The organism is Rhodococcus sp. MEB032, from assembly GCF_030208925.1.
GTDB lineage: Bacteria > Actinomycetota > Actinomycetes > Mycobacteriales > Mycobacteriaceae > Rhodococcus_F > Rhodococcus_F qingshengii.
In genome coordinates, this window is record NZ_JARVSY010000028.1 from 22,663 (window position 1) to 46,567 (window position 23,905).

The window sequence follows — 23,905 nt, forward strand, 5'->3', positions numbered from 1 at the left end:
GCGTCCGATTCACCCTTGCGACCGTTGAAGGAAGATTCGATGCCCACCACACTGGCCGATGCACCTGCCCCTCGGGCAGGGACGCTCCCCACTCGCCGGACCCCGGCGTTGTCGTTACCCGAGGTCAGATGGGCGGTCGCCGCCACCGTGCTGTTCGCGGCAGGACTGGTTGCCCAGTTCGCAGGAGCACCGGTCTGGATGTACTGGGGCCTGTACCTGGCCTGCTATGTCACTGGAGGCTGGGAACCGGCCTGGGCAGGACTGCAGGCGCTGCGCGAGAAGACCCTCGACGTCGACCTGTTGATGATCGTCGCCGCGATCGGAGCGGCCGCGATCGGACAGGTACTCGACGGCGGCCTGTTGATCGTCATCTTCGCCACCTCCGGAGCCCTGGAAGCCGTCGCAACACGCAGGACAGAGGATTCGGTGAAGGGCCTGCTCGATCTGGCCCCGGCACAGGCCACCCGCGTGACCGCCACCGGAGCCGAAGAACAGGTTGACACAGCCGATGTGGCGATCGGCGACATCATCGTCATCCGACCCGGCGAGCGAATCGGAGCAGACGGACGAGTCGTGGACGGCGCCAGCGACGTCGACCAGGCCTCGATCACCGGTGAACCACTGCCAGCCGCCAAGGCCGTCGACGACGAGGTGTTCGCCGGTACCCACAACGGGAGCGGCGTCCTACGCGTGCGGGTCGAACGCGATCCCACCGAAACCGTCATCGCCCGGATCGTCTCCATGGTCGAGGAAGCGTCCGCCACCAAAGCGAAGACGCAACTGTTCATCGAAAAGATCGAACAGCGCTACTCCCTCGGCGTCGTCGTTGCGACCGTGGCGTTGTTCTTCATCCCGTTGGCAGTCGGCTCGGCACTGCAGCCAACCTTGTTGCGCGCCATGACGTTCATGATCGTGGCCTCCCCGTGCGCAGTCGTACTCGCCACGATGCCCCCGCTCCTATCCGCGATCGCCAACGCCGGACGTCACGGCGTCCTCGTCAAATCTGCGGTCGTGATGGAACAACTCGGGAACGCGACCGTAGTCGCGTTCGACAAGACCGGCACCCTGACCGAAGGTAGACCCGCACTGACCGACGTTCGCGTCCTCGCCGCCGCGGATATCGACGAGGCTTCGGCACTTGCGTTCGCGGCAAGCGCAGAAGCCGCGAGCGAGCACCCACTCGGCCGCACCGTCGTTGCAGCAGCGCGTGAACGACGAATCTCGCTACATCGCGTGGAGGATTTCCGATCCACGCCCGGAGTCGGAGTCTCCGCACTTGTCGATGGCCGACAAGTTGCGATCACCAGCCCCACCCGCATCGACGAGCACAGCCCGCAACTATCCGGCGTCGACATCGATGTCGACATCGATGTCGACGTCGTTGTCAGCGAACTCGAAAGACACGGCCGGACTGCAGTTGTCGTTTCCCTCGACGCCACTCCCGTCGCTGTACTGGGGTTCACCGATCAGCTCCGCCGGGACGCAGACGCGGTGGTGCGGTCGCTGACCGCGTTGACAGGAACTACGCCGACCATGCTCACCGGCGACAACACTCGTGCTGCAACACAACTCGCAACAACGATCGGGATCACGGACGTACGATCAGAGCTGCTCCCACAGGACAAGGTCGACGCCGTTCGAGAACTCGAGCAAAGCGGGCACCATGTCCTGCTCGTCGGCGACGGCGTCAACGATGCACCAGCGATGGCTGCCGCCGGAACCAGCCTCGCCATGGGCCGAGCTGGATCCGACCTCGCCCTCGACACCGCGGACGCCGTGGTCCTACGCGACGACCTGACCACAATCGCGGCAGTCATCGCATTGTCGCGACGCGCTCGAAGGGTTGTTGTCGCCAATCTGGCGATCGCCGCGACGTTCATTTCCGGCCTCGTTGTATGGGACCTGATCGGCACGCTCCCCCTGCCGCTGGCCGTTGCGGGCCACGAAGGATCCACCATCATCGTCGCCCTCAACGGCCTCCGGTTGCTTCGAGAAAAGGCATGGACCAAGGACATCGAGTCATAGTCCGGTAAAAGAATCTATGCCTTGCTCAGAGCCGCCAGCGCAGCTACGCCAATGGGTTCTTCGGCACATCGGGACGATCGCCCCGGGCTCGGATACGCGGGACTGGAATGGCAACGAAGCCTCTCGTCCGCGTCCCTACGAGGGGTGAGCCGCGATGCGCACTACGTCGGGGAAGCGGCGTGTCAGTTGCTCCACCATACGACGGACCCGGTGAAGGTCCTTACGCAGCGCCGCTGCGTCGGTGCGCGCCGCCGACGCCAACTCAGGTGCGACCGGACGAGTACCCCGCACCAGTCGCAGCGCGGATTCGATACGCTCCGACAACTCGTCGATCTCCGAATTCAACAGGGCAAGAAACACTCTCGCCTGCGCGATATCGGTTTCTTCTGCCGCGGACATCGTGGCTACGACGCGACCAGTGAGGACAGTTTCTCCCCCGCCATGCGCTCGACCAGCAGAGGAACGAAATCACGCACCTTGTGGCCGTCGAAATGAGTATGAGCAGACGCAACAGCGTCCGCGACGACATCAGCCGATATCGACGGATACTTCGCGGACAACCGCGTCACCGCATGAGCGATCAGACGCTCTTCCTCTTCGGTCTTCATCGGTAAATACTGCGCCCCACCTGCCCACAGTTCAACAGGAAAGACAACTATCGGCTGAAGGCGACGATCAGCACATGGTCACGCTGTGCTGCCACGAGTCGAACCCGACCGGCCGAGTTCGTCCCACACCGGCGACGGTGCACGGAACCGGGATGCGATGTCCACCGACGCCCCGATCGACACGGGCGTCACCGAACCCTCCACGAGGGTCGTGGGCCCGAAGTCCTCGATCGCCGCGTGCATGGCGGGGAGAGGGATCTCGGAGGACGGGCGACGGTCGTGAGCGCCGCCGATGCCCACCCAGATCAGCCGCGGCGCCTTTCGGCGTCGCCACCGGCGTTCGGCCGGGTCGTTGAATCGAGTAACGACTTCTACAGTGCGGCGGATCTGGTCGCTCTGGGCTATGTGTCCGCGCGTCTGACGTCGGTGTTCGGTGAACCCGATTCCATCGACGGGGAGTTCCGTTGGGATGCCGACACCGTTGACGCCGTCGAGCGGGACGTACTCGCTCCCGCTGCTCGGATCATGTTCGATGCCTTCGCTCCGGAGTGGAACACACGGGTCCAGATGAGCGGATCGAACCTCGCTCTCGGATGGCCGCAGATGGAGCAGATGCTCGCCCGGGTGACGATGCGGGAATCCTGACCTCTCGTCGAGCGCGAAGGCCCAGAACGTCAGTCAGTGGACCGGTTCGAGCAAGCTCGGGCCGTTGTTCCTCGGACTATTGACCGCAGTCGAGACTTCGTAGGGTTCGAGGTGCGGCTCCGGAACGGAGTTGATCATGGCCTGGACCTCGCCTTTGTCGGTGAGTGTCGGGTCGAGCCAGTGTTCCCAGAATGATTCGGGCAGGATCAGCGGGGATCTGTCGTGTATGTGTCCCGTGGAATCCGTAGCTGGCCGAGTCAAGACAGTGCAGGTCCATACCCACTTGTTCGGATCGTCTTCTGGCAGTTCAGGATCGGGCCACAACTCGTAGAGTCCAGCCATCGCGATCAGGTCACCGTCTCCGTGAAGAAAGTACGGAATCTTCTTTCCCTCTTCGCTTTTCATCCATTCGTAGTAGCCGTTCGCGGGAACGATGGCCAGTCGTTTGGCAGCACTACTCCTGAATGAGGGCTTCTCCGTGACGGTTTCACTGCGGGCGTTGATCAGCTTGGACGCCATCTTCCGGTCTTTTGCCCAGGCAGGGAGCAAACCCCATTTGACCGTCCTGAGCTGGCGCTGGGGCTCGGAGTCGGGTTCCTCGCGTGGGGTTCGTTCGAGGATCACCCGGACCGGTTGTGTGGGGGCGACGTTGTAGGACGGGGGCAGTTCATCGCCGACGGTGTGCATGGTGTCGAAAAACGACTGCAATTCCTTATCTGAGCTTCGATTGGCGTAGCGCCCGCACATGGCCTGACCTCCTGTTAACCGGTTCCTGTCCCATTGAACAGCGTGGGTCCGACTTCCACGCTCAGATGGCGTGTGATGATCTCTGCGAATACGTCACAAGCAGGGAAAGGGGTAGCGCGATCAACGGTCCTCGGCCGGCATCTGCCGATGTTGCATTGGCGATAGTGGCCGCAACGGTCCTCGGTGTCACAGTCGGAGTTCTCCTGGCCGACATCGTGGCCGGTGTCGCAGTCGGGGCCGGTACCGCGGTGGTGTTCCGCTTCGTGTTGCGGACGATCATCACCCGGAAATGACGACCTACGCTGGTCAGCCGTGCGGAATAACTCTTCGCGGGTGTTCGTTGTAGAGGCTGTCGGTGTTCGATTCTTTGCCCCGGGTACCACCCCAGAAATGCCGCTTCGAGCGGCCACTTGCCGAGAGGCGCAAGACGGGCACCGACCCTGTGAAGCCGCTGACACCATTTCGGTGCCGGCGGCTTCGTCATCTGCCTCTATTGGGGGCGAGCTTCTTTCAACCGCCACACCCCGCCCGAACAACACTGCGGCAACGGCGGCAACACGTGACCGGCAACATCGGTACTGACCCGATGAGCGTCACCGCAATCGCACTCGTAGAAGCCGCTGACCGGCGCTTTTTGTCCCGGATGATAGGTCTGTTCAGCTGTACTCATAACTGGATTTCTTTCCCGAACAGCGCATCTTCAAACAACATGGTCAGTGCCGACCGGGAAGGTCGACTTCATCGGCGGTCTTGTCGTTCCGCAGCCCTCGAAAGGATGGATGCCGAAGGCTGCCACCGGTGAACTCCCGGTACTCCACATCGCAGACAAGGACAGGTCTTGACCAGGAAGCATTGCGGGTGACAGCTCTCGGCGGCTCGACGGTGAACGGACTGACCGACTGTTCGAGCTCGACGAGCTTGTCCCGCAGTTCGCGGCGCTGTCGATCGGTCAGGCCCGTACCAACGTTTCCGATATATCTGAGGCCCCCTGAGTCGTCGTGGGCGCCGAGGATCAGCGACCCGGCTCCTCCCGCTGCGCCACCCGATCCAGGGACGAATCCGCACACTACGGCCTCACAATTAGCCCTCAGAGGCGTTTTGATCCAATCCCGAGATCGCTTGCCTGGCTGGTAGATCGAGGAAATATTCTTGGCGACTATACCTTCCAGATGGTGTTTCTTCGCGACTTCCAACATGGTCGGTCCGTCGACGTTGAGCCAGTGTGGTGGGACTTTGATGCGTGGATGTTCGAGGCTGAGGTTGGCGAGCGCTTCACGGCGCTCGAGGTAAGGAAGCTCGGTCGTCGACTTTCCGTCGACGTCGAGGACATCGAACACATAGTACGAGGTCAGAGCCTCGTTGCGGAGCTGAGCGGTGGGCCGCAGAACGTGCATCCGGCGCTGCAACAGGGAGAAGGACGGGACACCGTCGGGTCCGAGAGCGACGATTTCCCCGTCGAGGACGGCTTCACGGTGATCGAGCACCGAACGGAGAGCGTCGACGATCTCGGGGAACGAGGCACTGATGTTGTTACCGTTGCGCGACCACAGAGTCGTGGACGTGGAACCTGTTGTGGCTATTGCCCTTTGGCCATCCCATTTCGACTCGAATGCCCAGCGCTCCCCCGTCGGTGGGCCCAGCGCTCCCCCGTCGGTGGATTGCCGAGCGTGGCGAGCATCGGCGGAACCGGTTTTCCTGTGGCGGCGCTCATCTCTCCACTGTGCGCAGGTTTGTCCTGCTTCGCGGCTGTTTTCGGGAGGTTGAGACACTGTCGATATGACTCGACCCCCTGCCCCGGACGAGGGCTGGACTCCGCCGCCTGACGAGGGTCAGGCCGGAATGGTTCTGTTGCCGAATGGTTGGTGGGGATTTCGGTACAAGGCTGGGGTGAGGCCACTCATCGTGGAGAAACCGGAAGAGCGCGACGCACCGCCGGGCACGTCCGCCGGGTGCGATCGTCCGGATCATTGATCCTATAGGTCGAAAAAGGTCTTTCAGCTGGGAAGACGACACGTCCCCTCACTCCTCGAAGGGTCGGCCGGCCGGGCGCCGGCTCGCCCTCCGGATCAGGGGACACCCCGTTGAGTTCAACGCCCGATTTCGGACACGATGCGCAGGTCATCGAGCCGCTCGATGACTCACCCGGCCAGTCGCACTCGTGCGTTCGTGAGCGATGCACTGCGCTTGGACTTCGACGAAAGCTGAGCAGAGCATCATGAGCATCGCAACACGATCGTCACCCTCGACGATCACGGCATGTGCCCTCACTGCCGGGCACCGCGTGCAGTTCGTTCAACCGGCAGACCTGTGGTGGACCGTCCGTGCGGTATCCGACGACCACCAATTCGTCATCCTCACCAGGCCGAACCCTGAAGGCGAGGGTGTCGTCTACACAGTCATCGACAACAACCGCGGTGTTCGAGGGCCGGCCAGCATGTGGGGGAACGGTTACGAAACCGACGATCAGGTTGCCCGATCGCTCAGCGACCTCGTCGATGGAAGATCGGAAGTCAGCCGCCGGCCATCGCGATGGGAAGAGACGCGCATCGCCGCGGTACTGCTGCCCGTGAGTCCGCCGAGCGTCGACGGCGAGCAGCGATGACGATGACGTCGCCATATCTGAGCTGCCATGGGTGTGGAATCACCGCCGGCGAGAACGAAAACGGTTGCGCTGACATCGAATCCGTTCTCGAACGAGGGTGGACGCATGCCAGAGACGAAAGCTACTGCCCGATTTGCGCTGATGTTCGGTCACAGACCTGGCCGGACACCGAGGAAACGGAGGAAAGGGCCGAACCCATGATTCCGAAAGCAACTCGCCGAGTGCGCGAAACGACGATCAGGGCCGGAGTGGCCGGCATCGCGGGCGGGTTCGCACTCGCGACCATCTTTCTCACCTTCACCCCTTACCTTGCTGGTGTCGCCTGCGGTGTGTGTCTAGCCGTGGTGTCCGCCGTCGCGTTGGTCATCGCCTGCGCACCCGAGATCCGGCGCGAGGCCAAGACCAGGCGCACGCGCGATTGACCGATTCTGTGATGTTAACTTGCTGACAAGTTGGCAGGTGAACACCTCTCGATGCCCCGGCGACGTTGTCGGGGCATCGCCGTATCCGGACTCTCCCTCTCGGTGAGGGACCGGAACGTGTGCAGGTCAGCGGATCGCAGAGCATCGCCGGCGCCTGACCGCGCCTCTGTTCGGGAACCGCTGGCCCTCTGATCGCCGGCACACGCCCGCGCGGTGCGCCGTGGGGGCAGTTCTATTGTGCGGCGCTTACCGCATCGGAAGTAACCCATAACCAAAGGTCCAAGCCTGTTTTACCGTCGCCCGTGGTGGCGTGAATCTTCACACAAGCGAGCTTGTGTACCGTCGGTCATTGACCGCAGAGGGGAAACCGAGATGCTGTTGTCTTCCTGGCGAGTGTGTATCACCGAAACTCGTGTAGCCCGTCCCTCGGATTACGGTGCACCGGAGGGTGCCGTAAGAATTTTCTTTCCAGAAGACCCGTTTCCCGGTTCACCGTTTTTGTTGTCTCCGTCGTTCGAGTACGACGTGGACCTCAATTCGTACTTCCGAAACCCGAGTTTCGTCACGATGTCACCGATCAGCCAGCAGGGCTATGCACGCAACATCGCCGCGTTCCTTTCATTTCTCACCTCAGCGCGGAGCGGCATCTCATGGCGTGATGCGAATGAGGACGACCATGTCGCTTACCTGGTCTGGCGACGGCGCGATGCTTCCGGCCCACGAGTGTCCGGAGCAACTTGGAACCGAGAAGTCGCGGCAGTCAACAACTTCTATCGCTGGCAGTGCGCAAGGGATTCGTCGCCGCGAACCCGATCCCGCACCATGCCCGTAGTGGTCGCTCTCATACCCCGGGCCGCATCGACGATCAAGGAAGTAGTCCCACGACCTATTCGCGAGATGTCAACCGGGACAACATCGAGTGGATTCCGCAAGCCTCTTATCGGCGATGGAGAGACACCGGAATGAAGGGTATGAACGCGGACGGTCTCCCTCGCCCCGCATTCCGCGGACGCTGGGCGACGCGTAATGCGGTGTTCTGCGATCTCATGGTGCGAACCGGACTACGCCTCGCCGAGCAGTCCGCACTTACGGTCTTCGACCTGCCCACCGAGCACCAGCCCGTGTCCTATCAACGCTTCCGACTCCCGGTAGCCATCGCCAAAGGCTCCTCGACCAGATGGGTGTACATACCGGAATCCATCGTCAGAGAACTGATCAACTACCGCGATGTCGATCGCCGCCAGATTATCGACGACGCTCGCGCACACGGACGGTACGACAAAATCGCTCGCCCGCTCGTCGTCGAGGACCCTGCCCAACCTATCGCTGTCGACTACACGAACGCCGGCGTCAAGGCACGCGTAAAGGTCTCCAATCTGGACCACACCGACCGGCGCCGCCTATACATCGCCGGTGATCGCGGATTGGAACCCGCCTCGTTCTGGCTGACGGAACGAGGAATGCCAGTGTCGGTGTCGAGGTGGAAGGGTCTGTTCCACGAGGCCAACGTCCGGTGCGCCGACGTCGGTATACCTCTGCGCGTGCACCCACACATGTTGCGCCATACCTTTGCGGTGGTAACCCTCGAACAACTTCAACGCGGCCATATCGCGGCATTGCGCGAACAGACTGCGGAACAACGTGGCCACTACACACGAATTTTCGGCGATCCCCTCGACTGGGTTCGGCGCCGTATGGGACATCGCTCGATCACCACAACGATGATTTACCTTCACACCCTCGCCGAGCTGGAAATGGAGACCCGGATGGCATTGGTGCCTGACGATTGGGAGGAACCGCCAGCGCCGCCAAATCCATTGGCCTCGAACACGAATGCCTCGCAGTGAAACCCCGCACGGGTGCCGGAACTCATACCGGTCAACCATCGAAGACACCCACGGGTCAGTATGACGTTTCACCACGCCACGAACCGTCGACCGCATCTGCTCCGGCCGACGCTGCGAGCACCACATCGGTCCAGTTCATCGGAGATGACGGACGGACACGGACGTTCTCCGCCGACAAGTGGCCCATGCCCGGCTGGCACGGACCGGCACTCGATGCATTCGCCCGACGCACAGGTCCGACCGGAACATTGCGGACAGAAGCGTCCGCGCGTTCGATCTGGCTGCTCCTCTCCTCGTTTCTGCGGTATCTCGACTTGGTTCCCGATTCGCCAGCAGTACCGTCCGCTCTCACGCTGCGGCATGTCCAGGGGTATCTCCGGCAGCGAGCATCTGTGGCCAGTATCAACCGATCGCTGGAGTGCCAGACAATTTTGCGGCGAGTATTGATCGAACCTCCGTTGCGCGAGATGATCGCCCCCGACATCCACGCTGCTCTGGCACGTTCGGTTCCGAAGTTCAGAAAGCTGAATGCGTCCGGATACTCGGATGGAGAATTCACGCGAATCCTCGGCGCTGCACGCGCTGACGTCTCGGCAACCCGGTCACGAATCGAGTTTTCGGAACGAATTCTTGCCGGTAACAATCCCAAAGTCCACCGAAAAGTCCTTGTCCGCTATAGATAGGGCGAAACTACGAAAGATCGCCAGCACCGGAATCGTTCCGCGTTCCCCGGCCGGACCGTCTATGACGTGGCGGCGCAGACTCGCCCAGGCAGAACAACTGTTCCTCCTGAAGAGGGATCTCGTTCCGATCCTCATTCTCCTGATCGCGCTGACCGGCCGGAATGTGGAAACTCTCAAAGACTTACCAGCCGAACACCAGATCCTGGAAGGAACGGCCGTGCAAATACAGCTGACGAAACGTCGTCGGGGCGATCAGCACTGGCATGAAACCGTCACCTGGGAAATCGGTCCACCGCATCGGGAACTCGACACACCGGGAGGGCTGTACCTGCTACTGCACCGATTGATGACCCGCGGGCGAACGTACACGGATTCGACTGCACTGTGGTCGATCTGGCGCAACGGAATCGCAGGCGGCATCACCGGCATTGCTGAACACATGAGTCCGTTTCGCGCATCTTTGTCCGACCCACCCCTCATGCCCAGCGAATGGGCGGCGGGGCATTCACTGCTCACAGATCCGCCGAGCGAAACGGAGGTGGGACGGCCGTTGACGGTGACGTTCGGCCGGATCCGGACCACTATCGAAGTTGCCAGAGTCAAAAGGTTGGGCGGTCATCTGCCCTCTGCAGCACGCTCGAACAGTGTGGAAGTGCTATTTGGGAATTACCTTCGAGGGGACGCTTCGGCAGCAGAATGGAGCGCCGAAACTCTCACCGCTGCCATCGCCGAAGCCGAGAGCGCTGCGCTCGATGCCCATGTTCGCGCACTTGCGGCCGCGGGCGGCTCGCTGAAGGTAGTTCCGGAAGCGGCAGTCCCTGCGGATCATGAGGCACTCTGGAATGGTTGCACTGACCCCGACGCTCACCCTGCGACCGGCCGAATATGTCGTCGCACAACATTTCTCGACTGCTTCCACTGCGCGAACTGCGTCATCACCTCAAGTCACCTTCCCGCTGTGCTCGGCTTGCGGCAGGCGCTCGACGAACGGCGATCGGTGCTATCGGAGTCCGACTGGTGGAGCCGCTACGGCCCCGTCTGGGTGACCATCGAATATGAAGTACTCCCCAAATTTACGCCGGGACAAGTCTCACACGCCGAGTTGATCAAGCCTGCTGATGCTCTTCTCGACCTCGTCGAACATCCCTGGGACATCCCATGACCGAACCACAACCCCACTGCGATACAGGCCCCCATGTACTCACAGGGCGGCCGCTGCGCCCCGATATCCCCGATGATCGCCTTCCTCGATACGCGGACATGGTGTGGCGACTCGACGCCGCCCAGCTGCAATCACATCTGAGTTCGGAGCGTTTGGATTTCACCACCATCCCCGCCCGTCAACAGCGCACCGCGAAAGAGCTTTTCGCCGCCCTCTTATCGGGACCGTTACCGCTGGGAGAGTATCGCCTGGCCATGGGCACCGTCACCGCTCTGTTTCCACAGGTTAAACGGTTTCTAATCTGGGCCGATGGCACGTGTCCCAGAATTTCGTTGGCCGCCCTGTCTCCCGAGATGCTCGGAAACTACGCCCTCTTCCTACTCGCCGATGTCCCCGACACCGGCCACCGCGAGAACGCCCGACGCGCAGTGCGCATGCTGTGGCGGTATCGAAGCGCCCTGACCGAGCCCCTCAACTTCGACCCTCAGTACGCAGCCGAGGGATGGTCCCAGCAATCGCGCTCACGCGCGGAAAACATCACCCCTCGCATCCCTGAACAGGTACTCGGTCCGCTCATTGCATGGTCGTTGAGATTCGTCGACGATTTCGCACCCGACATCCTGACCGCCCTCGAACACAGCGGGCCCATCAAGAACCGAACCAAGCCCTCCGCTCTTGGCCGAAACTCCGGAGCACACGCAGCCCTGACGGAGGTCCTCGATCGCTACATCCGAACTGGACAACCCCTACCCGGTACGAGGCGAGGAGTGAACCGATCACTCCTCGCCGCGGAGGCCGGCATCAGCGACATCCGAAGACCTGAACAGTGGGAATCGATCGCCGCTGCCGAAAAGCTGGTCGGCGTCGATCCGTACACATGGTTTCCTATAACCATCTCGGGGAGACTCGACGAAAAGCCGTGGACCAACGGGATCTGCGCAAACAACCATCCGAGCAAGTCCGCGAGAGTGCTCTCACGGATGCTCCACACCGCCTGCTACGTCCTTGTCGCCTATCTGTCCGGCATGCGCGAAAGTGAAGTCAAAAGCCTGCGACCCGGCTGCGTCACGGTTCTCCGAAGATCCGACGGAACCCCATACCGATGGACAGTTTCCGGCACAGCCTTCAAGGGCGCCAAAGATCCACACGGCGTCGACGCCACATGGACAGTCGGCGCGCCAGTGGCCCGCGCCATCGACGTCCTCACCGAACTACGCCGGCCAGGCACCGAGTATCTATTCACCTTTCTCACCCAATCGCGCGACGAAGCCAGTGGTTTCCGCCCCAATCGAGTTTTCACCACCTGCGCCACCAATGTGCAGCTCAACGATCTGTGCAGCTGGATCAACAACTACTGCGCCGACCACGGACGCACCGACATCGTTCCCACGGTGAACGGCGCACCATGGATACTGTCCACCCGACAGTTCCGACGAACACTTGCCTGGTTCATTGCCCGACAACCCGGCGGAGCCGTAGCGGGCGCGATCGCATACCGCCACTTGAGCATTCAAATGTTCGAAGGATACGCCGGAACCTCAGATTCAGGTTTCCGTGCGGAGGTCGAAGCTGAGCAAGCGCTACTGAGAGGCAACGATCTTATGGCCATGATCGATCAACACGCCCACACCCCGTTGACCGGTCCAGCCGCAGCAGAAGGCGCAACACGACTCGCGGCGCTGGCCGGCCATCCCCAGTTCACCGGGGCTGTGATCACCGACCCCAAACGGCTCGCACGTGTACTGAAAGGCAAAGCCGGAGCCATCTACCCAGGCGAATACGCAACATGTGTCTTCGATGTCCGAAAAGCGCTGTGTCTGAACAGCAGCGCCGACAAGAGCGCAGTTCCGCAGCTCGATCACTGTCAACCGCTCGCCTGCACGAACGTCGCGCTCACGGTCGGCAACCTCACGAAACTGAACGCAGAGGCCGAGAAAATCGCGGCCACCCTTCGTGAACGTCCCACACTCCCACCGCTCCTACACAGCCAACTCTCCGAACGGGCCTCACAGATTCACGCATTCGTCGACCGCCACCGCCCGGACCCACGATGACCCCGCCCAGCGGATTGCCAACCACGGCAGTTGTATCCGTGGAGCTTGCCGCGTTACTGGCCGAATCGGCCGAACGTGGAGTCCTGCCCAGTGCTCTTGCTCTCGCCCGCCGCCTCGGCATCGCGAACACCACCCTGAGGCGCAATTTTCCAGAGACAGTCGAGGTGCTGACGAAGCACCGGCAGACCGACCGCAGTACGCCCACACTCGCGGCGCCACCCAATCACATCCAGAATCTCGAACTCGAGAACCGGAAGCTCCGCACGCGTAATCGCGAACTCACCGAACAAGTCGCTCTAGCTTCGTCACAAATCCAGCAACTCAGCCTCGAAGCGCACCAACTTCGCACGGAGCTCCATCAACGCACGGCCGTCGCCACCATATCCAGCCCCCGTAAATGACCAGCCAGAAGTCGATTCCGCACTCCCGTCAGGCCTTACTCAACGCCGTCAATGCATCTGTGCCGATGGGTTCTTCGGCGAGCATCGGGACGATGGCGGTTCGTTGGCTGTATTGGCTTGTGATGCTGCCGATTTCGGCGATCTCGCCGGCTGCGCGTTGCTTCAGGAGCGGCGAGGTCGGTTCGGCTGCGACGAGGGAGTTGTTGACCACCCACGCCCAAGGCTCGATTCCTGCGCGTTGTAGGTCGGCTTGCAGACCGGCGGCTTCGAGGACGGGTGTGGTTTCGGCGAGGGTCACGAGTAGGACTTTCGTGGCGTTCGGGTCCTGTAGTCGCATGAGCGGGGTGGTGAAGTTCGTGTTCTCACCCATTTGTCGGGCGATTTCCCGGTGGTAGGAGCCGGTGGCGTCGAGCAACAACAAGGTGTGACCGGTCGGGGCGGTGTCGACGACGACGAATTTGCGGCTCGATTCGTGAATCACCCGCGAAAACGCCTGAAAGACCGCCACTTCCTCGGTGCAGGGCGATCGGAGGTCTTCGGCGAGGTTCGCGCGGCCGCGGTCGTCGAGATTCTTGCCTTTGGTGGTCAGGACCCGGTTGCGGTACTGCTCGGTGGCGTCGGCGGGGTCGATTCGGGAGACCTGGAGGTTGTCGAGTTCCCCGTTCAAAGTTTCTGTCAGGTGTGCGGCCGGGTCGGTGGTGGTCAGGTGCACCTGGTGGCCGCGTTCGGCGAGGGCGACAGCGATGGCGGCGGCGATGGTGGTCTTGCCGACTCCGCCTTTGCCCATGCACATGATCAGGCCGTGATCATCGGTGTCGAGTTCGTCGATCAGGGATGAGAGCGGAGCACTGAGCAGCTGCAGGGACGGGTCCGCTGAGGCCGCGGATACCGGGCTGAGGTCGGCAGCGAAGAAGCTCTCGAGTGCATCGATGCCGACGATGTTGGTCGCTTTGAGCGGGACCTGATCGGTCGGCAATTGCGCCAATTCGGTTGGCAGGGCGGCGATCGCGGCTTGTTCACGCCGGTGGATCGCGGTCGCGAGCGGATCGGTGTCGTCGCCCGGCGCCGGGAGGACACCGTTGATCACGACATGCTGATGGGTCAGTCCGATGTCGGCGAGTTCGCGGTGGGTGCGGGTGATTTCGGTGAGCGTCGAACGCTGGGCGCGCGAGACCAGGACGAGGCGGGTCCGCTGCGGATCTGCGAGCGCGGCAACGGCGTCGGCGTAGATGGCGCGCTGCTTCTCGAGCCCGGACAGCGGACCCAGGCATGATGCATCGCCTTTACCGTCGTCGAGGAACTCGGTCCACGATCCGGGAAGCTGCAGCAGCCGGATGGTGTGCCCCGTCGGAGCGGTGTCGAAGAGGACATGGTCGAAGCCCGCGGTGATGTCGCCTTGGCCGGAGAGCAGTCCGGTGAACTCGTTGAACGACGCTATTTCGGTGGTGCAGGACCCGGAGAGCTGTTCGGCGATCGCCGCGATCTCCTTCTCGGGGAGCAGTCCGCGGACGGGGCCGATGATCCGCTCGCGATAGGCGGCAGCGGCTTGTTCCGGATCGATCTCGAGGGCCGACAGCCCCGCCGCTGCGGGGATCGAGGTGATGGTGTTGCCGATACTCACACCGAACACCTGCCCGACGTTGGAGGCGGGATCGGTGCTCACGAGCAGCACTTTCTTCCCGGCGCGGGCGAGGGTGATCGCGCTCGCGCACGCGATGGAGGTCTTTCCGACACCGCCTTTGCCGGTGAAGAACAGGAATCGGGGCGCATCGTTCAGGAACTTCATTGCGGTGTCGGCGCTTTCAGCAGCAGGTGGTGGAGTCGGCGTCGTCGGTGGAGCAGCATGCCGAGCCGTCGGCGAGTCCGAGCATGGCGATCCCGGCCGGCGCGTCCGCGGCGCCCGGTTCGGTGATGCCTGCCCATTTCGCGAGCTGGTTGCGGGTGGGATAGGTGCCGGTCAGGGCGGTGACTCCGTCGACGATCGCCAGCGGGAGTCCTTCGGAGCCTGAAATTTTGAGGAATGCTGCGACGGTGTCGTTGCCGGCGAACGCAAGGGGGTCGTTGGCGAGGTTGTGGCGGGTGATGGTGCCGCCGTTGCTTGCGACCCAGTCGAGGTCGGCGGTGAAGGTGATCAGCGCTTGGTCGACGTCGTCGCCGCAGACGCCGGTGTTGCAGCACAGTGCGGGTTCGAATACTTCGATGGTGCTCATGGTGATGTCCTCTTTCTTACTTCGCGGGTCTTCGATGGTGCGGCTAGCGGTTCCGATATCAGCGGGTCGCTAGACGGGCAGCGAGAGCGTCGACGCGGGAGGCGATGTCGTCGCGGACCAGGCGCATTCGTTCGATTCCGTCGATGCCGCGTTCGGACGGCTCGTCGGTGTCCCAGTTCTCGAAGTCGGTACCGGCGACGGGATCGACCTTCGCTTCGCTGCCCAGGGTGACGACGAGGTCGACATCGCGCACCAGTTGCGGATCGATCAGCGTCGGGGTCTCACCAGTGATGTCCACCCCGACCTCGAGGAGGGTTTCGGCAGACAGGGCGTTGACCGCCGAGCCTGGTTTCGTGCCGGCCGAGTACACGTCCACCTGGTCACCGGCGGCTTTGCGCATGAGGCCGGCGGCCATCTGGGATTTGCCGCCGTTCTTGACGCACACGAACAGCACTGAAGGCTTGCTCATCGAAGTTCCTTTCGCTGGGCGTGGGAGTCAGACGGCGTCGACCGTGTGGCCGGCTGCGTCGAGCGTGTTGGCGGTGATGTCGCCGCGGTCGGCCAGCCAGCGTTCGGCGTCGATTGCTGCGGAGCATCCGGTGCCGGCAGCGGTGATCGCCTGACGGTACGTGTGATCGACCAGGTCACCGGCAGCGAAGACGCCGTCGACGGAGGTCGCGGTGGAACCGGGAGCGACGCGCACGTATCCGACGTCGTCGAGATCGACCTGGCCCTTGACGAGCTCACTGCGCGGGTCGTGGCCGATGGCGACGAACATGCCGGTGATCTCGAGTGTGGAAGTTTCACCGGTGACAGTGTCGCGCACGACAAGGCCGGTGACGCTGTTCTCACCGAGCACCTCGACGGGCTCGGCATTGGTCAGGAAGCGGATCTTCTCGTTGGCCTTGGCGCGCTCGAGCATGATCCGTGAGGCGCGGAACTCCTCGCGGCGGTGCACCAAGGTGACCGAGCGAGCGAAACGGGTGAGGAAGGTTGCTTCTTCCATCGCGGAATCGCCGCCGCCGACCACGACGATGTCCTGGTCACGGAAGAAGAAGCCGTCGCAGGTGGCGCAGGCGCTGACGCCGCGGCCGAGGAGGCGTTCTTCACCGGGAATGCCCAGGTAGCGGGCTGCCGCGCCCATGGCGAGGATGATCGCGTGCGCGGCGTAGGTTTCGCCGTTCGCGACGACCGTCTTGATCGGGCCGCTGAGATCGATCTCCTCGACGTCCTCGGTGCGGATGTCGGTGTCGAAGCGCAGTGCCTGCTCGCGCATCTGTTCCATCAGATCGGGGCCCATGATTCCTTCGCGGAATCCGGGGAAGTTCTCGACCACGGTGGTGGTCATGAGGGCGCCACCGAACTGGGTTCCCTCGAAGAGCAGGGGCGCGAGTTCAGCGCGCGCGGTGTAGACACCAGCGGTGTAGCCGGCCGGTCCGGAACCGACAATGATGACGTCATGGACCGTGGACGGGATGGTCATAGTGTCTCTTTCACGGAATCGAAGGGGGCGTGGGTGGTCAGCGCGATACCGACGGGGCGGTGAGTTCGGTGATCAGGGCTTGGACGCGGGTTTTGATCTCGTCGCGGATCGGGCGGACCGCGTCGATGCCTTGGCCGGCGGGATCGTCGAGGACCCAGTCGCGGTAGCTCTTGCCGGGGAAAATCGGGCAGGTGTCGCCGCAGCCCATCGTGATCACGACATCGGAGTCCTGGACGGCGTCGGTGGTGAGGATCTTCGGGGTCTGGGCGGAGATGTCGATTCCGAGTTCGGCCATCGCTTCGACTGCGGCGGAGTTGATGGTGTCCGCGGGTGCGGATCCGGCGGATCGGACCTCGATGGCGTCGCCGGCGAGGTGGCTGAGGAATCCGGCGGCCATCTGCGATCGGCCGGCGTTGTGGACACAGACGAACAGGACGCTGGGCTTGCTGGTCATGAGGCTGAAACCTTTCCGACGGTGGGGGTGAAGCGTTTACGCAGGGCAAGGGAGACGTAGACCAAGCCGACGAGCACCGGTACCTCGATCAGCGGGCCGACCACTCCCGCCAACGCTTGACCGGAGGTGGCGCCGTAGGTGGCGATGGCTACGGCGATCGCGAGTTCGAAGTTGTTGCCCGCGGCGGTGAACGCCAGGGTCGTCGTGCGTTCATAGCCCAATCCGATTGCGGCGCCGAGGATGTAGCCGCCGCCCCACATCAACGCGAAGTACACCAGCAGCGGCAGCGCGATCCGGACGACATCCCACGGCTGTGAGGTGATCTGTTCGCCCTGTAGGGAGAAGAGCACGACGATGGTGAACAGCAGACCGTAGAGCGCCCAGGGGCTGATCTTGGGGATGAATTTGTTGTCGTACCAGTCGCGGCCTTTGGCGCGTTCACCGAAGAAGCGGGAGAGGAACCCGGCTACCAACGGGATGCCGAGGAAGATCAGAACAGATTTGGCGATCTGCCAGGGCGAGGTGTCGATGGTGGTCTGTTCGAGGCCGAGCCAACCAGGTAGGACGGACAGGTAGAACCAACCGAGCAGAGCGAACATGAAGACCTGGAACACGGAGTTGATCGCGACCAGAACGGCGGCGGCTTCGCGGTCTCCGCAGGCCAGGTCGTTCCAGATGATGACCATCGCGATGCAGCGAGCGAGGCCGACGATGATCAGCCCAGTGCGGTATTCGGGAAGATCCGGCAACATCAGCCAAGCGAGCGCGAACATCAAAGCGGGCCCGAGAACCCAGTTCAGAACCAGCGATCCCACGAGTAGTTTCTTGTCGCCGGTGACCGTGTCGAGGCGGTCGTAGCGAACCTTCGCCAACACCGGGTACATCATGATCAGCAGACCCAAGGCGATCGGCAGTGAGATGCCGTCGATCTGGACCTTCTCGATCGCGGTGTTCAAACCGGGAATCCAGCGGCCAAGCAGCAACCCTGCGACCATCGCGACGCCGATCCACACCGGTAGATAACGGTCGAGGGTAGAGAGTTTTCCGACGACTGCCGGGTGAGCGGTACTGACTGGGGCGCTCATACAGTTGTCTCCTGTCGGATGTCCAAGACAGTGGGGGCTGATTCCACGAGTAAAACTGCGGAAAGTTGTTGCAGGGCAGCCGGAATAACCCAGTAGTAGACCCAGGTACCGCGCCGTTCACAGTCGAGCAACCCGGCCTGGCGCAGTACCTTGAGATGATGCGAGATAGTCGGCTGCGACAGATCGAACGTGTCGGAGATGTCGCAGACGCAGGCTTCACCGCCTTCGTGACTTGCTACCAAGCTGAGAAGGCGCAGACGCACGGGGTCACCGAGGGCTTTGAACATGCGGGCCAGATCGCCCGCCCAGTCCTCGGTCAAGGGTTCACGGTTGAGCGGCGAGCAGCATGGCTCGTTTCGCTCCACTTGATTCGACATACGTCAATATTGACATCTATCGAATCAGTTCGCAACATGGGGTACGCCCCTGATTCTGCAGCACGTGGAGACCCCCTCGATGGACGCGGATTTCTCGATAGCCGTGCATACGGTACTCAGATCGGCAGGTGAGGGCATTCGCCCTGTGGCAGCTGTGATGGCCACTTGGATGTCGATGGCCTCGGAGACAGGTTTTCCGTCGAGCGCGATCACGATTTCACTGAGCTGTTCAGGTGAGAGCCGTTGATCCATCAGGGCCAGTAGCGGGCTGTGGCCGTATCTGGGTGCGTCGTCGGGGTAGCCGCTACGGAGCCAATGCACAAAAGCGGTGAGCACTGCTGGAATGGACATGAGAAGCCTTCTTCGCGGAATTTCGCCAGCGCATCAGTGCTGGGCAGCAACGTCGATGTCATCGAGCAGAGCGAGTACTCGCCGTTCGATCTCGTCACGGATCGGACGGATGGCGTCGACCCCGAGACCTGCGGGGTCGGGAAGGACCCATTCCTCGTAGCGACGCCCGGGGAAGATCGGGCATGCATCTCCGCAGCCCATCGTGATGACGACATCGGCAGCGCGGACCACTTCGTCCGTCCACGGTTTGGGATATTCACTGCTGATGTCGATGCCACGTTCGGCCATTGCTTCGATCGCTGCTTCGTTGACGCTGGTGCCGGGTTCGGATCCGCCTGACCACGCGACGGCACATTCACCGGCAAGTTTTTCGAAGAATCCCATGGCCATCTGGGATCGTCCCGCGTTGTGCGTGCACAGGAACAGGACGGTGGGTTTGCCGTCGTTGGAGAGTCCTTCGACTTTGGCCAGGGCGCGCAGTCGCTGCCGGGCGAAGCGTTCGGCCAGCAGTGGGAGGTAGTTGACGACGGAGGCGCGGCCCGCGAACTGGTCATAGGAAGAATGCAGGAAACGCTCGATGGTTTCGGTGTTGAAGACGTCGGTGAATTCAGAGGCAAGGTGCGCGGCGGCACTTTTGAGCGCCAACCGTTGATCGATGGTCAGGTCATCGCGGTGATGTGTTGCGGTGCTGAGGTTGTCGGTCATGAGAGTTCTCCGTTCGGGAGGCAATGGGGGGCGAGTCGAGCGACTCGGTGGTCGATGTCATCGAAGGCTCGGTCGAACGCTGCGGCACTGCCGGCGCGGGCAGGGTCCGGAATCGACCAGTGAAGAGAGTTCGGGTTCTCGCGCATTTCTTCATGGGCGTTGTCGCACACGGCGATGACCATGTCCCCAGGCGCGAGGACGTCCTCGACAGCGGCCGGGCGTGATGTTTCTAGAGGTAGGGCGTGGCGACGGGCCGTGGCGAGTGCGCCGCTGTGGATGCGGGGAGCGGGGTGGGTGCCGGCCGATGCTGCCGGGATGCAGGATTGTTTGTTCCACAACGCCGCAGCCAGTTGCGAGCGCGCGGAATTGTGGGTGCACACGAACACGATTCGCGTTGCGGTCACGCGCGACGAGGGGGAAACAAGCACATCCAGTGCGGCGGGCTCGAGTCGTAGGTAGGTGCGGCGCTTGTCGCCTTCCGATCGCGATCGGTGCACAAGGCCCGCGCGCTCGAGGACGCCGATGTGGTGCGCGAGCAGGTTCGACGAGATGGAGAGCCTGCGCTGCAGTTCTGATGGCGATGCATCGCCGAGCACGAGCATATCGACGATCGACAAGCGCGCCGGATCCGCCAGGGCACCGTAGAGCGAGGCCCGTTGTTCCAGCGAAGGATTTTCCTCAGTGTTCATTGAGTCAATAATCACTGAGTTAATGCAGGAAAGTCAAGCAATACCTGCCGGTAACCGGGCCGTTCATTCAAATTTCGCCCATGGATTCATGTTCCGTTCATTTTCACAGCGATATCCGTTCATCCCCGGCCTCTAGGTTCATCACCCGAGCGGCAATCAGCCCTGCTCAGTGTCACTCGATCTCGGTGGCCGCGCGCCGCGCGAGCAACCCCGATACTTCGAAGGAACTACGTGAAGCTCAAGCGATCTGGCGCCGCCCTCAGTGTGCTGGCGGCCAGCACCCTCCTGCTTTCAGCGTGCGGCAGCGACAACAACACCGGCGCGACGGGTTCGACCGGATCCACTGGCGCGGGCTCGACCTCGAATGTCGAATGCGGCGGCAAGTCGGCACTCAAGGGCAGTGGTTCCACCGCCCAGGCCAACGCCATGACTCGTTTCGTGAATGCGTTCGAGCAGGCGTGCAGCGGACAGACCCTCAACTACACCTCCAACGGCTCCGGCGCCGGTGTGAGTGAGTTCATCGGAAACCAGACCGACATCGGTGGTTCCGATTCTCCGCTCAGCAAGGACAAGGGCGAGTACGACCGCGCGAAGGAACGCTGCACCAGCGACGCCTGGAACCTTCCCGTCGTCTTCGGCCCGCTCGCGGTGACCTACAACGTCAAGGGTGTCGACGACCTCGTGCTCGACGGCCCCACTGCTGCCAAGATCTTCAACGGTGCGATCACCACCTGGGACGATCCGGCGATCAAGGCTCTCAACGAGGGTGCTTCGCTGCCGTCGGAGAAGATCAACGTGATCTACCGCAACGATGAGTCGGGCACCACCGACAACTTCCAGAAGTACCTCGACTCCGCCTCGGACGGAGCCTGGGGCAAGGGCGCGGGTAAGTCGTTCGTCGGTGGCGTCGGTGAGGGCGCCAAGGGCAACGAGGGCACCTCCGCCGCCATCAAGAGCACCGAAGGCGCGATCACCTACAACGAGTGGTCCTTCGCCAAGGCTCAGGACCTGCAGACCGCCAAGATCGTGACCTCCGCCGGTCCCGAACCGGTCGAGATCAGCACCGAGACCGTCGGCAAGACCATCGCCGGGGCCACCATCAAGGGTGAGGGCAACGACCTCGTTCTCGACACGTCCACCTTCTACAAGCCCGCGGAGACCGGCGCGTACCCGATCGTGCTGGCTACCTACGAGATCGTGTGCTCGAAGTACCCCGACGCCGAGGTCGGCACCGCTGTCCGCGCGTTTCTGCAGTCCACGATCGGCGCAGGCCAGAACGGTCTCGAGGAAAACGGATACATCCCGCTCCCGAGCGCGTTCCAGCAGAAGCTGACCACCGCAGTCAACGCGATCTCCTGATTGCCTGATCAGCGATGGCTCTGCACCCCGACGACGTAACCCGCTCCCCGGAGACGCCCACTGCGGCGGCTCCGGGGGCGGGCGGAAAGATACCCGGCATGCCTGATCACAGCGGCAAGACTTCCCTGACGATTCCCTCGTCTCTTTCGACCGGAAAACACCAGTTCGGTGACAAGTTCTTCCGGTGGCTGGCCACCGGTGCCGGTGCCACGATCGTCGTCTCCATCGGCCTGATCGCCATCTTCCTGCTCATTCGCGCCATCCCGTCGTTGCAGGCGAACAACGCGAATTTCTTCACCAGCACCGAATTCGTCACCAGCGATGCATCGAATCTGCGTTTCGGTATCCGTGACCTACTGACGGTCACCGTGCTCAGTTCGGTGTTCGCTCTGGCGATTGCGGTGCCGATCGCGCTGGGTATCGCTGTGTTCTTGACGCAGTACGCGCCAGCGCGTCTCTCCCACGCTTTCGGCTCGATCGTCGATCTCCTCGCCGCGGTGCCCTCGATCGTGTTCGGTCTCTGGGGAATTTTCATCCTCGCCCCCAAGCTCAGCCCGGTCGCGGAGTTCCTCAACGACAACCTCGGCTGGTTCTTCCTCTTCAGCGAAGGCAACGTCTCCTTGACCGGCGGCGGAACCATTTTCACTGCGGGAATTGTTCTCGCAGTGATGATCTTGCCGATCATCACCTCGGTCACCCGTGAGGTCTTCCGCCAGACACCGCGCTCACAGATCGAAGCGGCACAAGCGCTCGGTGCCACCAAATGGGAAGTCGTGCGTATGACCGTGCTGCCTTTCGGGCGCAGCGGCATCATTGCCGCGTCGATGCTCGGTCTGGGGCGCGCTCTCGGTGAAACAGTGGCCGTGCTCATCATCTTGCGTTCGGCTGCCAATGCCTCGACCTGGTCGCTGTTCGACGGCGGATACACCTTCGCCTCGAAGATCGCCTCTGCAGCGGCAGAGTTCAGTGCTCCCCTTCCGACCGGCGCGTACATCGCCGCTGGTTTCGTCCTCTTCGCATTGACCTTCGTCGTCAACGCACTAGCTCGCATGGTCGCGAAAGGCAAGGTCAACGGATGAGCGCCGATCTCCTCGATGCGCCGGCCAAGGCGCCGACGTTCCAAAGCATCAGCACCAGCCGCAAAGCCAAGAACGGTATCGCCACCGTACTGTTCTACGCTGCCTTCGGTATCGCGCTGATTCCTCTGGTCTGGGTGCTGTTCACCGTCATCGAAAAGGGATGGCGCGCCATCACCTCCTCCGGCTGGTGGACGAATTCTCTGCAGGGTGTGCTGCCGGAACAGTTCGCCGGCGGCATCTACCACGCGCTGTACGGCACTTTGATCCAAGCAGCGATCGCAGCGCTCATCTCCGTCCCGCTCGGCATCATGGCTGCGATCTATCTGGTCGAATACGGGCGCGGAGCCTTTGCTCGCACAGTGACCTTCATGGTCGACGTTCTCGCAGGTGTGCCCTCGATCGTTGCGGCGTTGTTCGTTTTCAGCCTGTGGATCGCAACTCTCGGATTCGAACAGAGCGCTTTCGCCGTCTCGCTGGCGCTGGTGCTGCTGATGCTGCCGGTCGTCGTACGCAATACCGAGGAAATGCTCAAGCTCGTCCCGGACGAGCTTCGGGAAGCCTCCTACGCACTGGGCGTTCCGAAGTGGAAGACGATCATGCGCATCGTCATCCCGACCGCGATGCCGGGCATCATCAGCGGAGTCTTGCTCTCCATCGCCCGAGTCATGGGTGAAACAGCTCCGGTCCTCGTGCTCGTCGGCTACTCCCGCTCGATCAATTTCGACGTCTTCGAAGGCAACATGGCCTCGCTCCCGCTGCTGATCTACACCGAGCTGATCAACCCGCAGCCCGCAGGCCAGCTCCGAGTGTGGGGCGCAGCCCTGACGTTGATCATCGTCATGGCACTCCTCAACCTTCTTGCGGCGCTCGCGACCCGCTTCCTCACCAACAAGCGCTAGAAACGGACAGGAACACCA

30 protein-coding genes are annotated in these 23,905 nt (G+C 62.4%); 15 read left to right on the forward strand and 15 right to left on the reverse strand.

Annotated elements, in window-relative coordinates; genetic code table 11:
- Positions 1–39 precede the first annotated feature (39 nt).
- Positions 40–2,025 (forward strand): heavy metal translocating P-type ATPase, encoded by a 1,986-nt coding sequence (locus QRN54_RS24945; RefSeq protein WP_285183352.1) that lies wholly within the window; start codon positions 40–42, stop codon positions 2,023–2,025.
- Positions 2,026–2,160: 135 nt separating this feature from the next.
- Here the strand turns inward: QRN54_RS24945 and QRN54_RS24950 are convergent, their stop codons facing one another.
- From QRN54_RS24950 to QRN54_RS24960, 3 genes are all read right to left on the reverse strand, one after another.
- Positions 2,161–2,424 carry a hypothetical protein gene (locus tag QRN54_RS24950; RefSeq protein WP_285183353.1) on the reverse strand — a complete coding sequence of 88 codons (264 nt, stop codon included), beginning with the start codon at positions 2,422–2,424 and terminating at the stop codon, positions 2,161–2,163.
- 5 nt (positions 2,425–2,429) lie between these two features.
- Entirely contained in the window at positions 2,430–2,633 is a 204-nt protein-coding gene (locus tag QRN54_RS24955; RefSeq protein WP_285183354.1) for a three-helix bundle dimerization domain-containing protein, read from the reverse strand.
- Between the two features lie 78 nt (positions 2,634–2,711).
- Entirely contained in the window at positions 2,712–2,876 is a 165-nt protein-coding gene (locus tag QRN54_RS24960; protein WP_285183355.1) for a hypothetical protein, read from the reverse strand.
- 36 nt (positions 2,877–2,912) lie between these two features.
- Between QRN54_RS24960 and QRN54_RS24965 the strand changes: the two genes are divergently transcribed.
- On the forward strand, positions 2,913–3,278 hold the full coding sequence (locus QRN54_RS24965) for a hypothetical protein (protein ID WP_285183356.1): 366 nt from the start codon (positions 2,913–2,915) through the stop codon (positions 3,276–3,278).
- Between the two features lie 33 nt (positions 3,279–3,311).
- Here the strand turns inward: QRN54_RS24965 and QRN54_RS24970 are convergent, their stop codons facing one another.
- Entirely contained in the window at positions 3,312–4,025 is a 714-nt protein-coding gene (locus tag QRN54_RS24970) for an SOS response-associated peptidase (RefSeq protein ID WP_285183357.1), read from the reverse strand.
- Positions 4,026–4,189: 164 nt separating this feature from the next.
- Here QRN54_RS24970 and QRN54_RS24975 point away from each other — a divergent pair, with 164 nt between their 5' ends.
- Positions 4,190–4,318, forward strand: coding sequence for a hypothetical protein (locus QRN54_RS24975; protein WP_265588687.1), 129 nt, complete (start codon positions 4,190–4,192; stop codon positions 4,316–4,318).
- 420 nt (positions 4,319–4,738) lie between these two features.
- Here QRN54_RS24975 and ligD read toward each other — a convergent pair whose 3' ends face one another.
- Positions 4,739–5,794: a non-homologous end-joining DNA ligase gene (gene ligD, locus QRN54_RS24980; protein WP_350318890.1), complete on the reverse strand. Its 1,056-nt coding sequence runs from the start codon at positions 5,792–5,794 to the stop codon at positions 4,739–4,741.
- A gap of 7 nt (positions 5,795–5,801) precedes the next feature.
- On the opposite strand from ligD, the gene QRN54_RS24985 reads away from it, so the two are divergent.
- The 9 genes from QRN54_RS24985 to QRN54_RS25020 all read left to right on the forward strand — a co-directional run bounded on the left by QRN54_RS24985 (position 5,802) and on the right by QRN54_RS25020 (position 13,196).
- The gene (locus tag QRN54_RS24985; RefSeq protein WP_083471082.1) at positions 5,802–5,996 is read left to right on the forward strand and encodes a hypothetical protein; all 195 of its coding nucleotides are present in this window, start codon (positions 5,802–5,804) and stop codon (positions 5,994–5,996) included.
- Between the two features lie 244 nt (positions 5,997–6,240).
- A complete protein-coding gene (locus QRN54_RS24990; RefSeq protein ID WP_054186475.1) occupies positions 6,241–6,627 on the forward strand; it encodes a hypothetical protein in 387 nt (128 codons plus the stop codon).
- Positions 6,628–6,629: 2 nt separating this feature from the next.
- Positions 6,630–7,049 carry a hypothetical protein gene (locus QRN54_RS24995; RefSeq protein WP_147343833.1) on the forward strand — a complete coding sequence of 140 codons (420 nt, stop codon included), beginning with the start codon at positions 6,630–6,632 and terminating at the stop codon, positions 7,047–7,049.
- Positions 7,050–7,616: 567 nt separating this feature from the next.
- Positions 7,617–8,015, forward strand: a complete 399-nt coding sequence (locus tag QRN54_RS33670) for a site-specific integrase (RefSeq protein WP_350318891.1) — start codon at positions 7,617–7,619, stop codon at positions 8,013–8,015.
- A complete protein-coding gene (locus QRN54_RS25000; RefSeq protein WP_054186478.1) occupies positions 8,012–8,896 on the forward strand; it encodes a site-specific integrase in 885 nt (294 codons plus the stop codon). Before QRN54_RS33670 ends, QRN54_RS25000 begins: the two co-directional genes overlap by 4 nt.
- The gene (locus QRN54_RS25005; protein WP_054186479.1) at positions 8,893–9,579 is read left to right on the forward strand and encodes a hypothetical protein; all 687 of its coding nucleotides are present in this window, start codon (positions 8,893–8,895) and stop codon (positions 9,577–9,579) included. Before QRN54_RS25000 ends, QRN54_RS25005 begins: the two co-directional genes overlap by 4 nt.
- Before the next feature lie 61 nt (positions 9,580–9,640).
- Complete coding sequence (locus tag QRN54_RS25010) at positions 9,641–10,741, forward strand: hypothetical protein (protein WP_054186480.1); 1,101 nt, start codon at positions 9,641–9,643, stop codon at positions 10,739–10,741.
- Between the two features lie 332 nt (positions 10,742–11,073).
- Entirely contained in the window at positions 11,074–12,795 is a 1,722-nt protein-coding gene (locus QRN54_RS25015; RefSeq protein ID WP_285183358.1) for a hypothetical protein, read from the forward strand.
- Positions 12,792–13,196: a hypothetical protein gene (locus QRN54_RS25020; protein ID WP_054186482.1), complete on the forward strand. Its 405-nt coding sequence runs from the start codon at positions 12,792–12,794 to the stop codon at positions 13,194–13,196. Before QRN54_RS25015 ends, QRN54_RS25020 begins: the two co-directional genes overlap by 4 nt.
- Before the next feature lie 28 nt (positions 13,197–13,224).
- On the opposite strand, the gene arsA is transcribed toward QRN54_RS25020, so the two are convergent.
- Genes arsA through QRN54_RS25070 form a run of 10 tightly spaced genes read right to left on the reverse strand, consistent with a single transcriptional unit; the run spans position 13,225 to position 20,550 of the window.
- Positions 13,225–14,982 (reverse strand): arsenical pump-driving ATPase, encoded by a 1,758-nt coding sequence (gene arsA / locus QRN54_RS25025; protein WP_182263377.1) that lies wholly within the window; start codon positions 14,980–14,982, stop codon positions 13,225–13,227.
- A gap of 16 nt (positions 14,983–14,998) precedes the next feature.
- The gene (gene arsD / locus QRN54_RS25030) at positions 14,999–15,406 is read right to left on the reverse strand and encodes an arsenite efflux transporter metallochaperone ArsD (protein WP_054186484.1); all 408 of its coding nucleotides are present in this window, start codon (positions 15,404–15,406) and stop codon (positions 14,999–15,001) included.
- Positions 15,407–15,464: 58 nt separating this feature from the next.
- The gene (locus tag QRN54_RS25035; RefSeq protein WP_054186485.1) at positions 15,465–15,875 is read right to left on the reverse strand and encodes an arsenate-mycothiol transferase ArsC; all 411 of its coding nucleotides are present in this window, start codon (positions 15,873–15,875) and stop codon (positions 15,465–15,467) included.
- Positions 15,876–15,902: 27 nt separating this feature from the next.
- Positions 15,903–16,889: a thioredoxin-disulfide reductase gene (trxB, locus tag QRN54_RS25040; RefSeq protein ID WP_182263378.1), complete on the reverse strand. Its 987-nt coding sequence runs from the start codon at positions 16,887–16,889 to the stop codon at positions 15,903–15,905.
- A gap of 37 nt (positions 16,890–16,926) precedes the next feature.
- Positions 16,927–17,343, reverse strand: a complete 417-nt coding sequence (locus tag QRN54_RS25045; RefSeq protein WP_285183360.1) for an arsenate reductase ArsC — start codon at positions 17,341–17,343, stop codon at positions 16,927–16,929.
- On the reverse strand, positions 17,340–18,428 hold the full coding sequence (gene arsB / locus QRN54_RS25050) for an ACR3 family arsenite efflux transporter (protein ID WP_285183361.1): 1,089 nt from the start codon (positions 18,426–18,428) through the stop codon (positions 17,340–17,342). The genes QRN54_RS25045 and arsB overlap by 4 nt, the downstream gene beginning before the upstream one ends.
- On the reverse strand, positions 18,425–18,805 hold the full coding sequence (locus QRN54_RS25055) for an ArsR/SmtB family transcription factor (protein ID WP_151532321.1): 381 nt from the start codon (positions 18,803–18,805) through the stop codon (positions 18,425–18,427). Before QRN54_RS25055 ends, arsB begins: the two co-directional genes overlap by 4 nt.
- 24 nt (positions 18,806–18,829) lie before the next feature.
- On the reverse strand, positions 18,830–19,156 hold the full coding sequence (locus QRN54_RS25060; protein WP_151532320.1) for a DUF3349 domain-containing protein: 327 nt from the start codon (positions 19,154–19,156) through the stop codon (positions 18,830–18,832).
- Between the two features lie 33 nt (positions 19,157–19,189).
- Positions 19,190–19,861 (reverse strand): arsenate reductase ArsC, encoded by a 672-nt coding sequence (locus tag QRN54_RS25065; protein ID WP_285183362.1) that lies wholly within the window; start codon positions 19,859–19,861, stop codon positions 19,190–19,192.
- Positions 19,858–20,550 (reverse strand): arsenate reductase/protein-tyrosine-phosphatase family protein, encoded by a 693-nt coding sequence (locus tag QRN54_RS25070; protein ID WP_285183364.1) that lies wholly within the window; start codon positions 20,548–20,550, stop codon positions 19,858–19,860. The genes QRN54_RS25065 and QRN54_RS25070 overlap by 4 nt, the downstream gene beginning before the upstream one ends.
- A 231-nt stretch (positions 20,551–20,781) precedes the next feature.
- On the opposite strand from QRN54_RS25070, the gene pstS reads away from it, so the two are divergent.
- From pstS to pstA, 3 genes are all read left to right on the forward strand, one after another.
- Positions 20,782–21,909: a phosphate ABC transporter substrate-binding protein PstS gene (gene pstS / locus QRN54_RS25075; RefSeq protein ID WP_285183365.1), complete on the forward strand. Its 1,128-nt coding sequence runs from the start codon at positions 20,782–20,784 to the stop codon at positions 21,907–21,909.
- A 98-nt stretch (positions 21,910–22,007) separates the two neighbouring features.
- A complete protein-coding gene (pstC, locus tag QRN54_RS25080) occupies positions 22,008–22,988 on the forward strand; it encodes a phosphate ABC transporter permease subunit PstC (protein ID WP_285183367.1) in 981 nt (326 codons plus the stop codon).
- Positions 22,985–23,887 (forward strand): phosphate ABC transporter permease PstA, encoded by a 903-nt coding sequence (gene pstA / locus QRN54_RS25085; RefSeq protein ID WP_003944617.1) that lies wholly within the window; start codon positions 22,985–22,987, stop codon positions 23,885–23,887. Before pstC ends, pstA begins: the two co-directional genes overlap by 4 nt.
- Positions 23,888–23,905 lie beyond the last annotated feature (18 nt).

Bases quoted from the DNA above. Each gene is read 5' to 3' on its own strand.
- QRN54_RS24945 (WP_285183352.1), top strand. From the start codon at position 40: ATGCCCACCACACTGGCCGATGCACCTGCCCCTCGGGCAGGGACGCTC.
- QRN54_RS24950 (WP_285183353.1), bottom strand. From the start codon at position 2,424: ATGTCCGCGGCAGAAGAAACCGATATCGCGCAGGCGAGAGTGTTTCTT.
- QRN54_RS24955 (WP_285183354.1), bottom strand. From the start codon at position 2,633: ATGAAGACCGAAGAGGAAGAGCGTCTGATCGCTCATGCGGTGACGCGG.
- QRN54_RS24960 (WP_285183355.1), bottom strand. From the start codon at position 2,876: ATGCACGCGGCGATCGAGGACTTCGGGCCCACGACCCTCGTGGAGGGT.
- QRN54_RS24970 (WP_285183357.1), bottom strand. From the start codon at position 4,025: ATGTGCGGGCGCTACGCCAATCGAAGCTCAGATAAGGAATTGCAGTCG.
- QRN54_RS24985 (WP_083471082.1), top strand. From the start codon at position 5,802: ATGACTCGACCCCCTGCCCCGGACGAGGGCTGGACTCCGCCGCCTGAC.
- QRN54_RS24990 (WP_054186475.1), top strand. From the start codon at position 6,241: ATGAGCATCGCAACACGATCGTCACCCTCGACGATCACGGCATGTGCC.
- QRN54_RS24995 (WP_147343833.1), top strand. From the start codon at position 6,630: ATGACGTCGCCATATCTGAGCTGCCATGGGTGTGGAATCACCGCCGGC.
- QRN54_RS33670 (WP_350318891.1), top strand. From the start codon at position 7,617: ATGTCACCGATCAGCCAGCAGGGCTATGCACGCAACATCGCCGCGTTC.
- QRN54_RS25000 (WP_054186478.1), top strand. From the start codon at position 8,012: ATGAAGGGTATGAACGCGGACGGTCTCCCTCGCCCCGCATTCCGCGGA.
- QRN54_RS25010 (WP_054186480.1), top strand. From the start codon at position 9,641: ATGACGTGGCGGCGCAGACTCGCCCAGGCAGAACAACTGTTCCTCCTG.
- QRN54_RS25020 (WP_054186482.1), top strand. From the start codon at position 12,792: ATGACCCCGCCCAGCGGATTGCCAACCACGGCAGTTGTATCCGTGGAG.
- arsA (WP_182263377.1), bottom strand. From the start codon at position 14,982: ATGAAGTTCCTGAACGATGCGCCCCGATTCCTGTTCTTCACCGGCAAA.
- arsD (WP_054186484.1), bottom strand. From the start codon at position 15,406: ATGAGCACCATCGAAGTATTCGAACCCGCACTGTGCTGCAACACCGGC.
- QRN54_RS25035 (WP_054186485.1), bottom strand. From the start codon at position 15,875: ATGAGCAAGCCTTCAGTGCTGTTCGTGTGCGTCAAGAACGGCGGCAAA.
- trxB (WP_182263378.1), bottom strand. From the start codon at position 16,889: ATGACCATCCCGTCCACGGTCCATGACGTCATCATTGTCGGTTCCGGA.
- QRN54_RS25045 (WP_285183360.1), bottom strand. From the start codon at position 17,343: ATGACCAGCAAGCCCAGCGTCCTGTTCGTCTGTGTCCACAACGCCGGC.
- arsB (WP_285183361.1), bottom strand. From the start codon at position 18,428: ATGAGCGCCCCAGTCAGTACCGCTCACCCGGCAGTCGTCGGAAAACTC.
- QRN54_RS25055 (WP_151532321.1), bottom strand. From the start codon at position 18,805: ATGTCGAATCAAGTGGAGCGAAACGAGCCATGCTGCTCGCCGCTCAAC.
- QRN54_RS25060 (WP_151532320.1), bottom strand. From the start codon at position 19,156: ATGTCCATTCCAGCAGTGCTCACCGCTTTTGTGCATTGGCTCCGTAGC.
- QRN54_RS25065 (WP_285183362.1), bottom strand. From the start codon at position 19,861: ATGACCGACAACCTCAGCACCGCAACACATCACCGCGATGACCTGACC.
- QRN54_RS25070 (WP_285183364.1), bottom strand. From the start codon at position 20,550: ATGAACACTGAGGAAAATCCTTCGCTGGAACAACGGGCCTCGCTCTAC.
- pstC (WP_285183367.1), top strand. From the start codon at position 22,008: ATGCCTGATCACAGCGGCAAGACTTCCCTGACGATTCCCTCGTCTCTT.
- pstA (WP_003944617.1), top strand. From the start codon at position 22,985: ATGAGCGCCGATCTCCTCGATGCGCCGGCCAAGGCGCCGACGTTCCAA.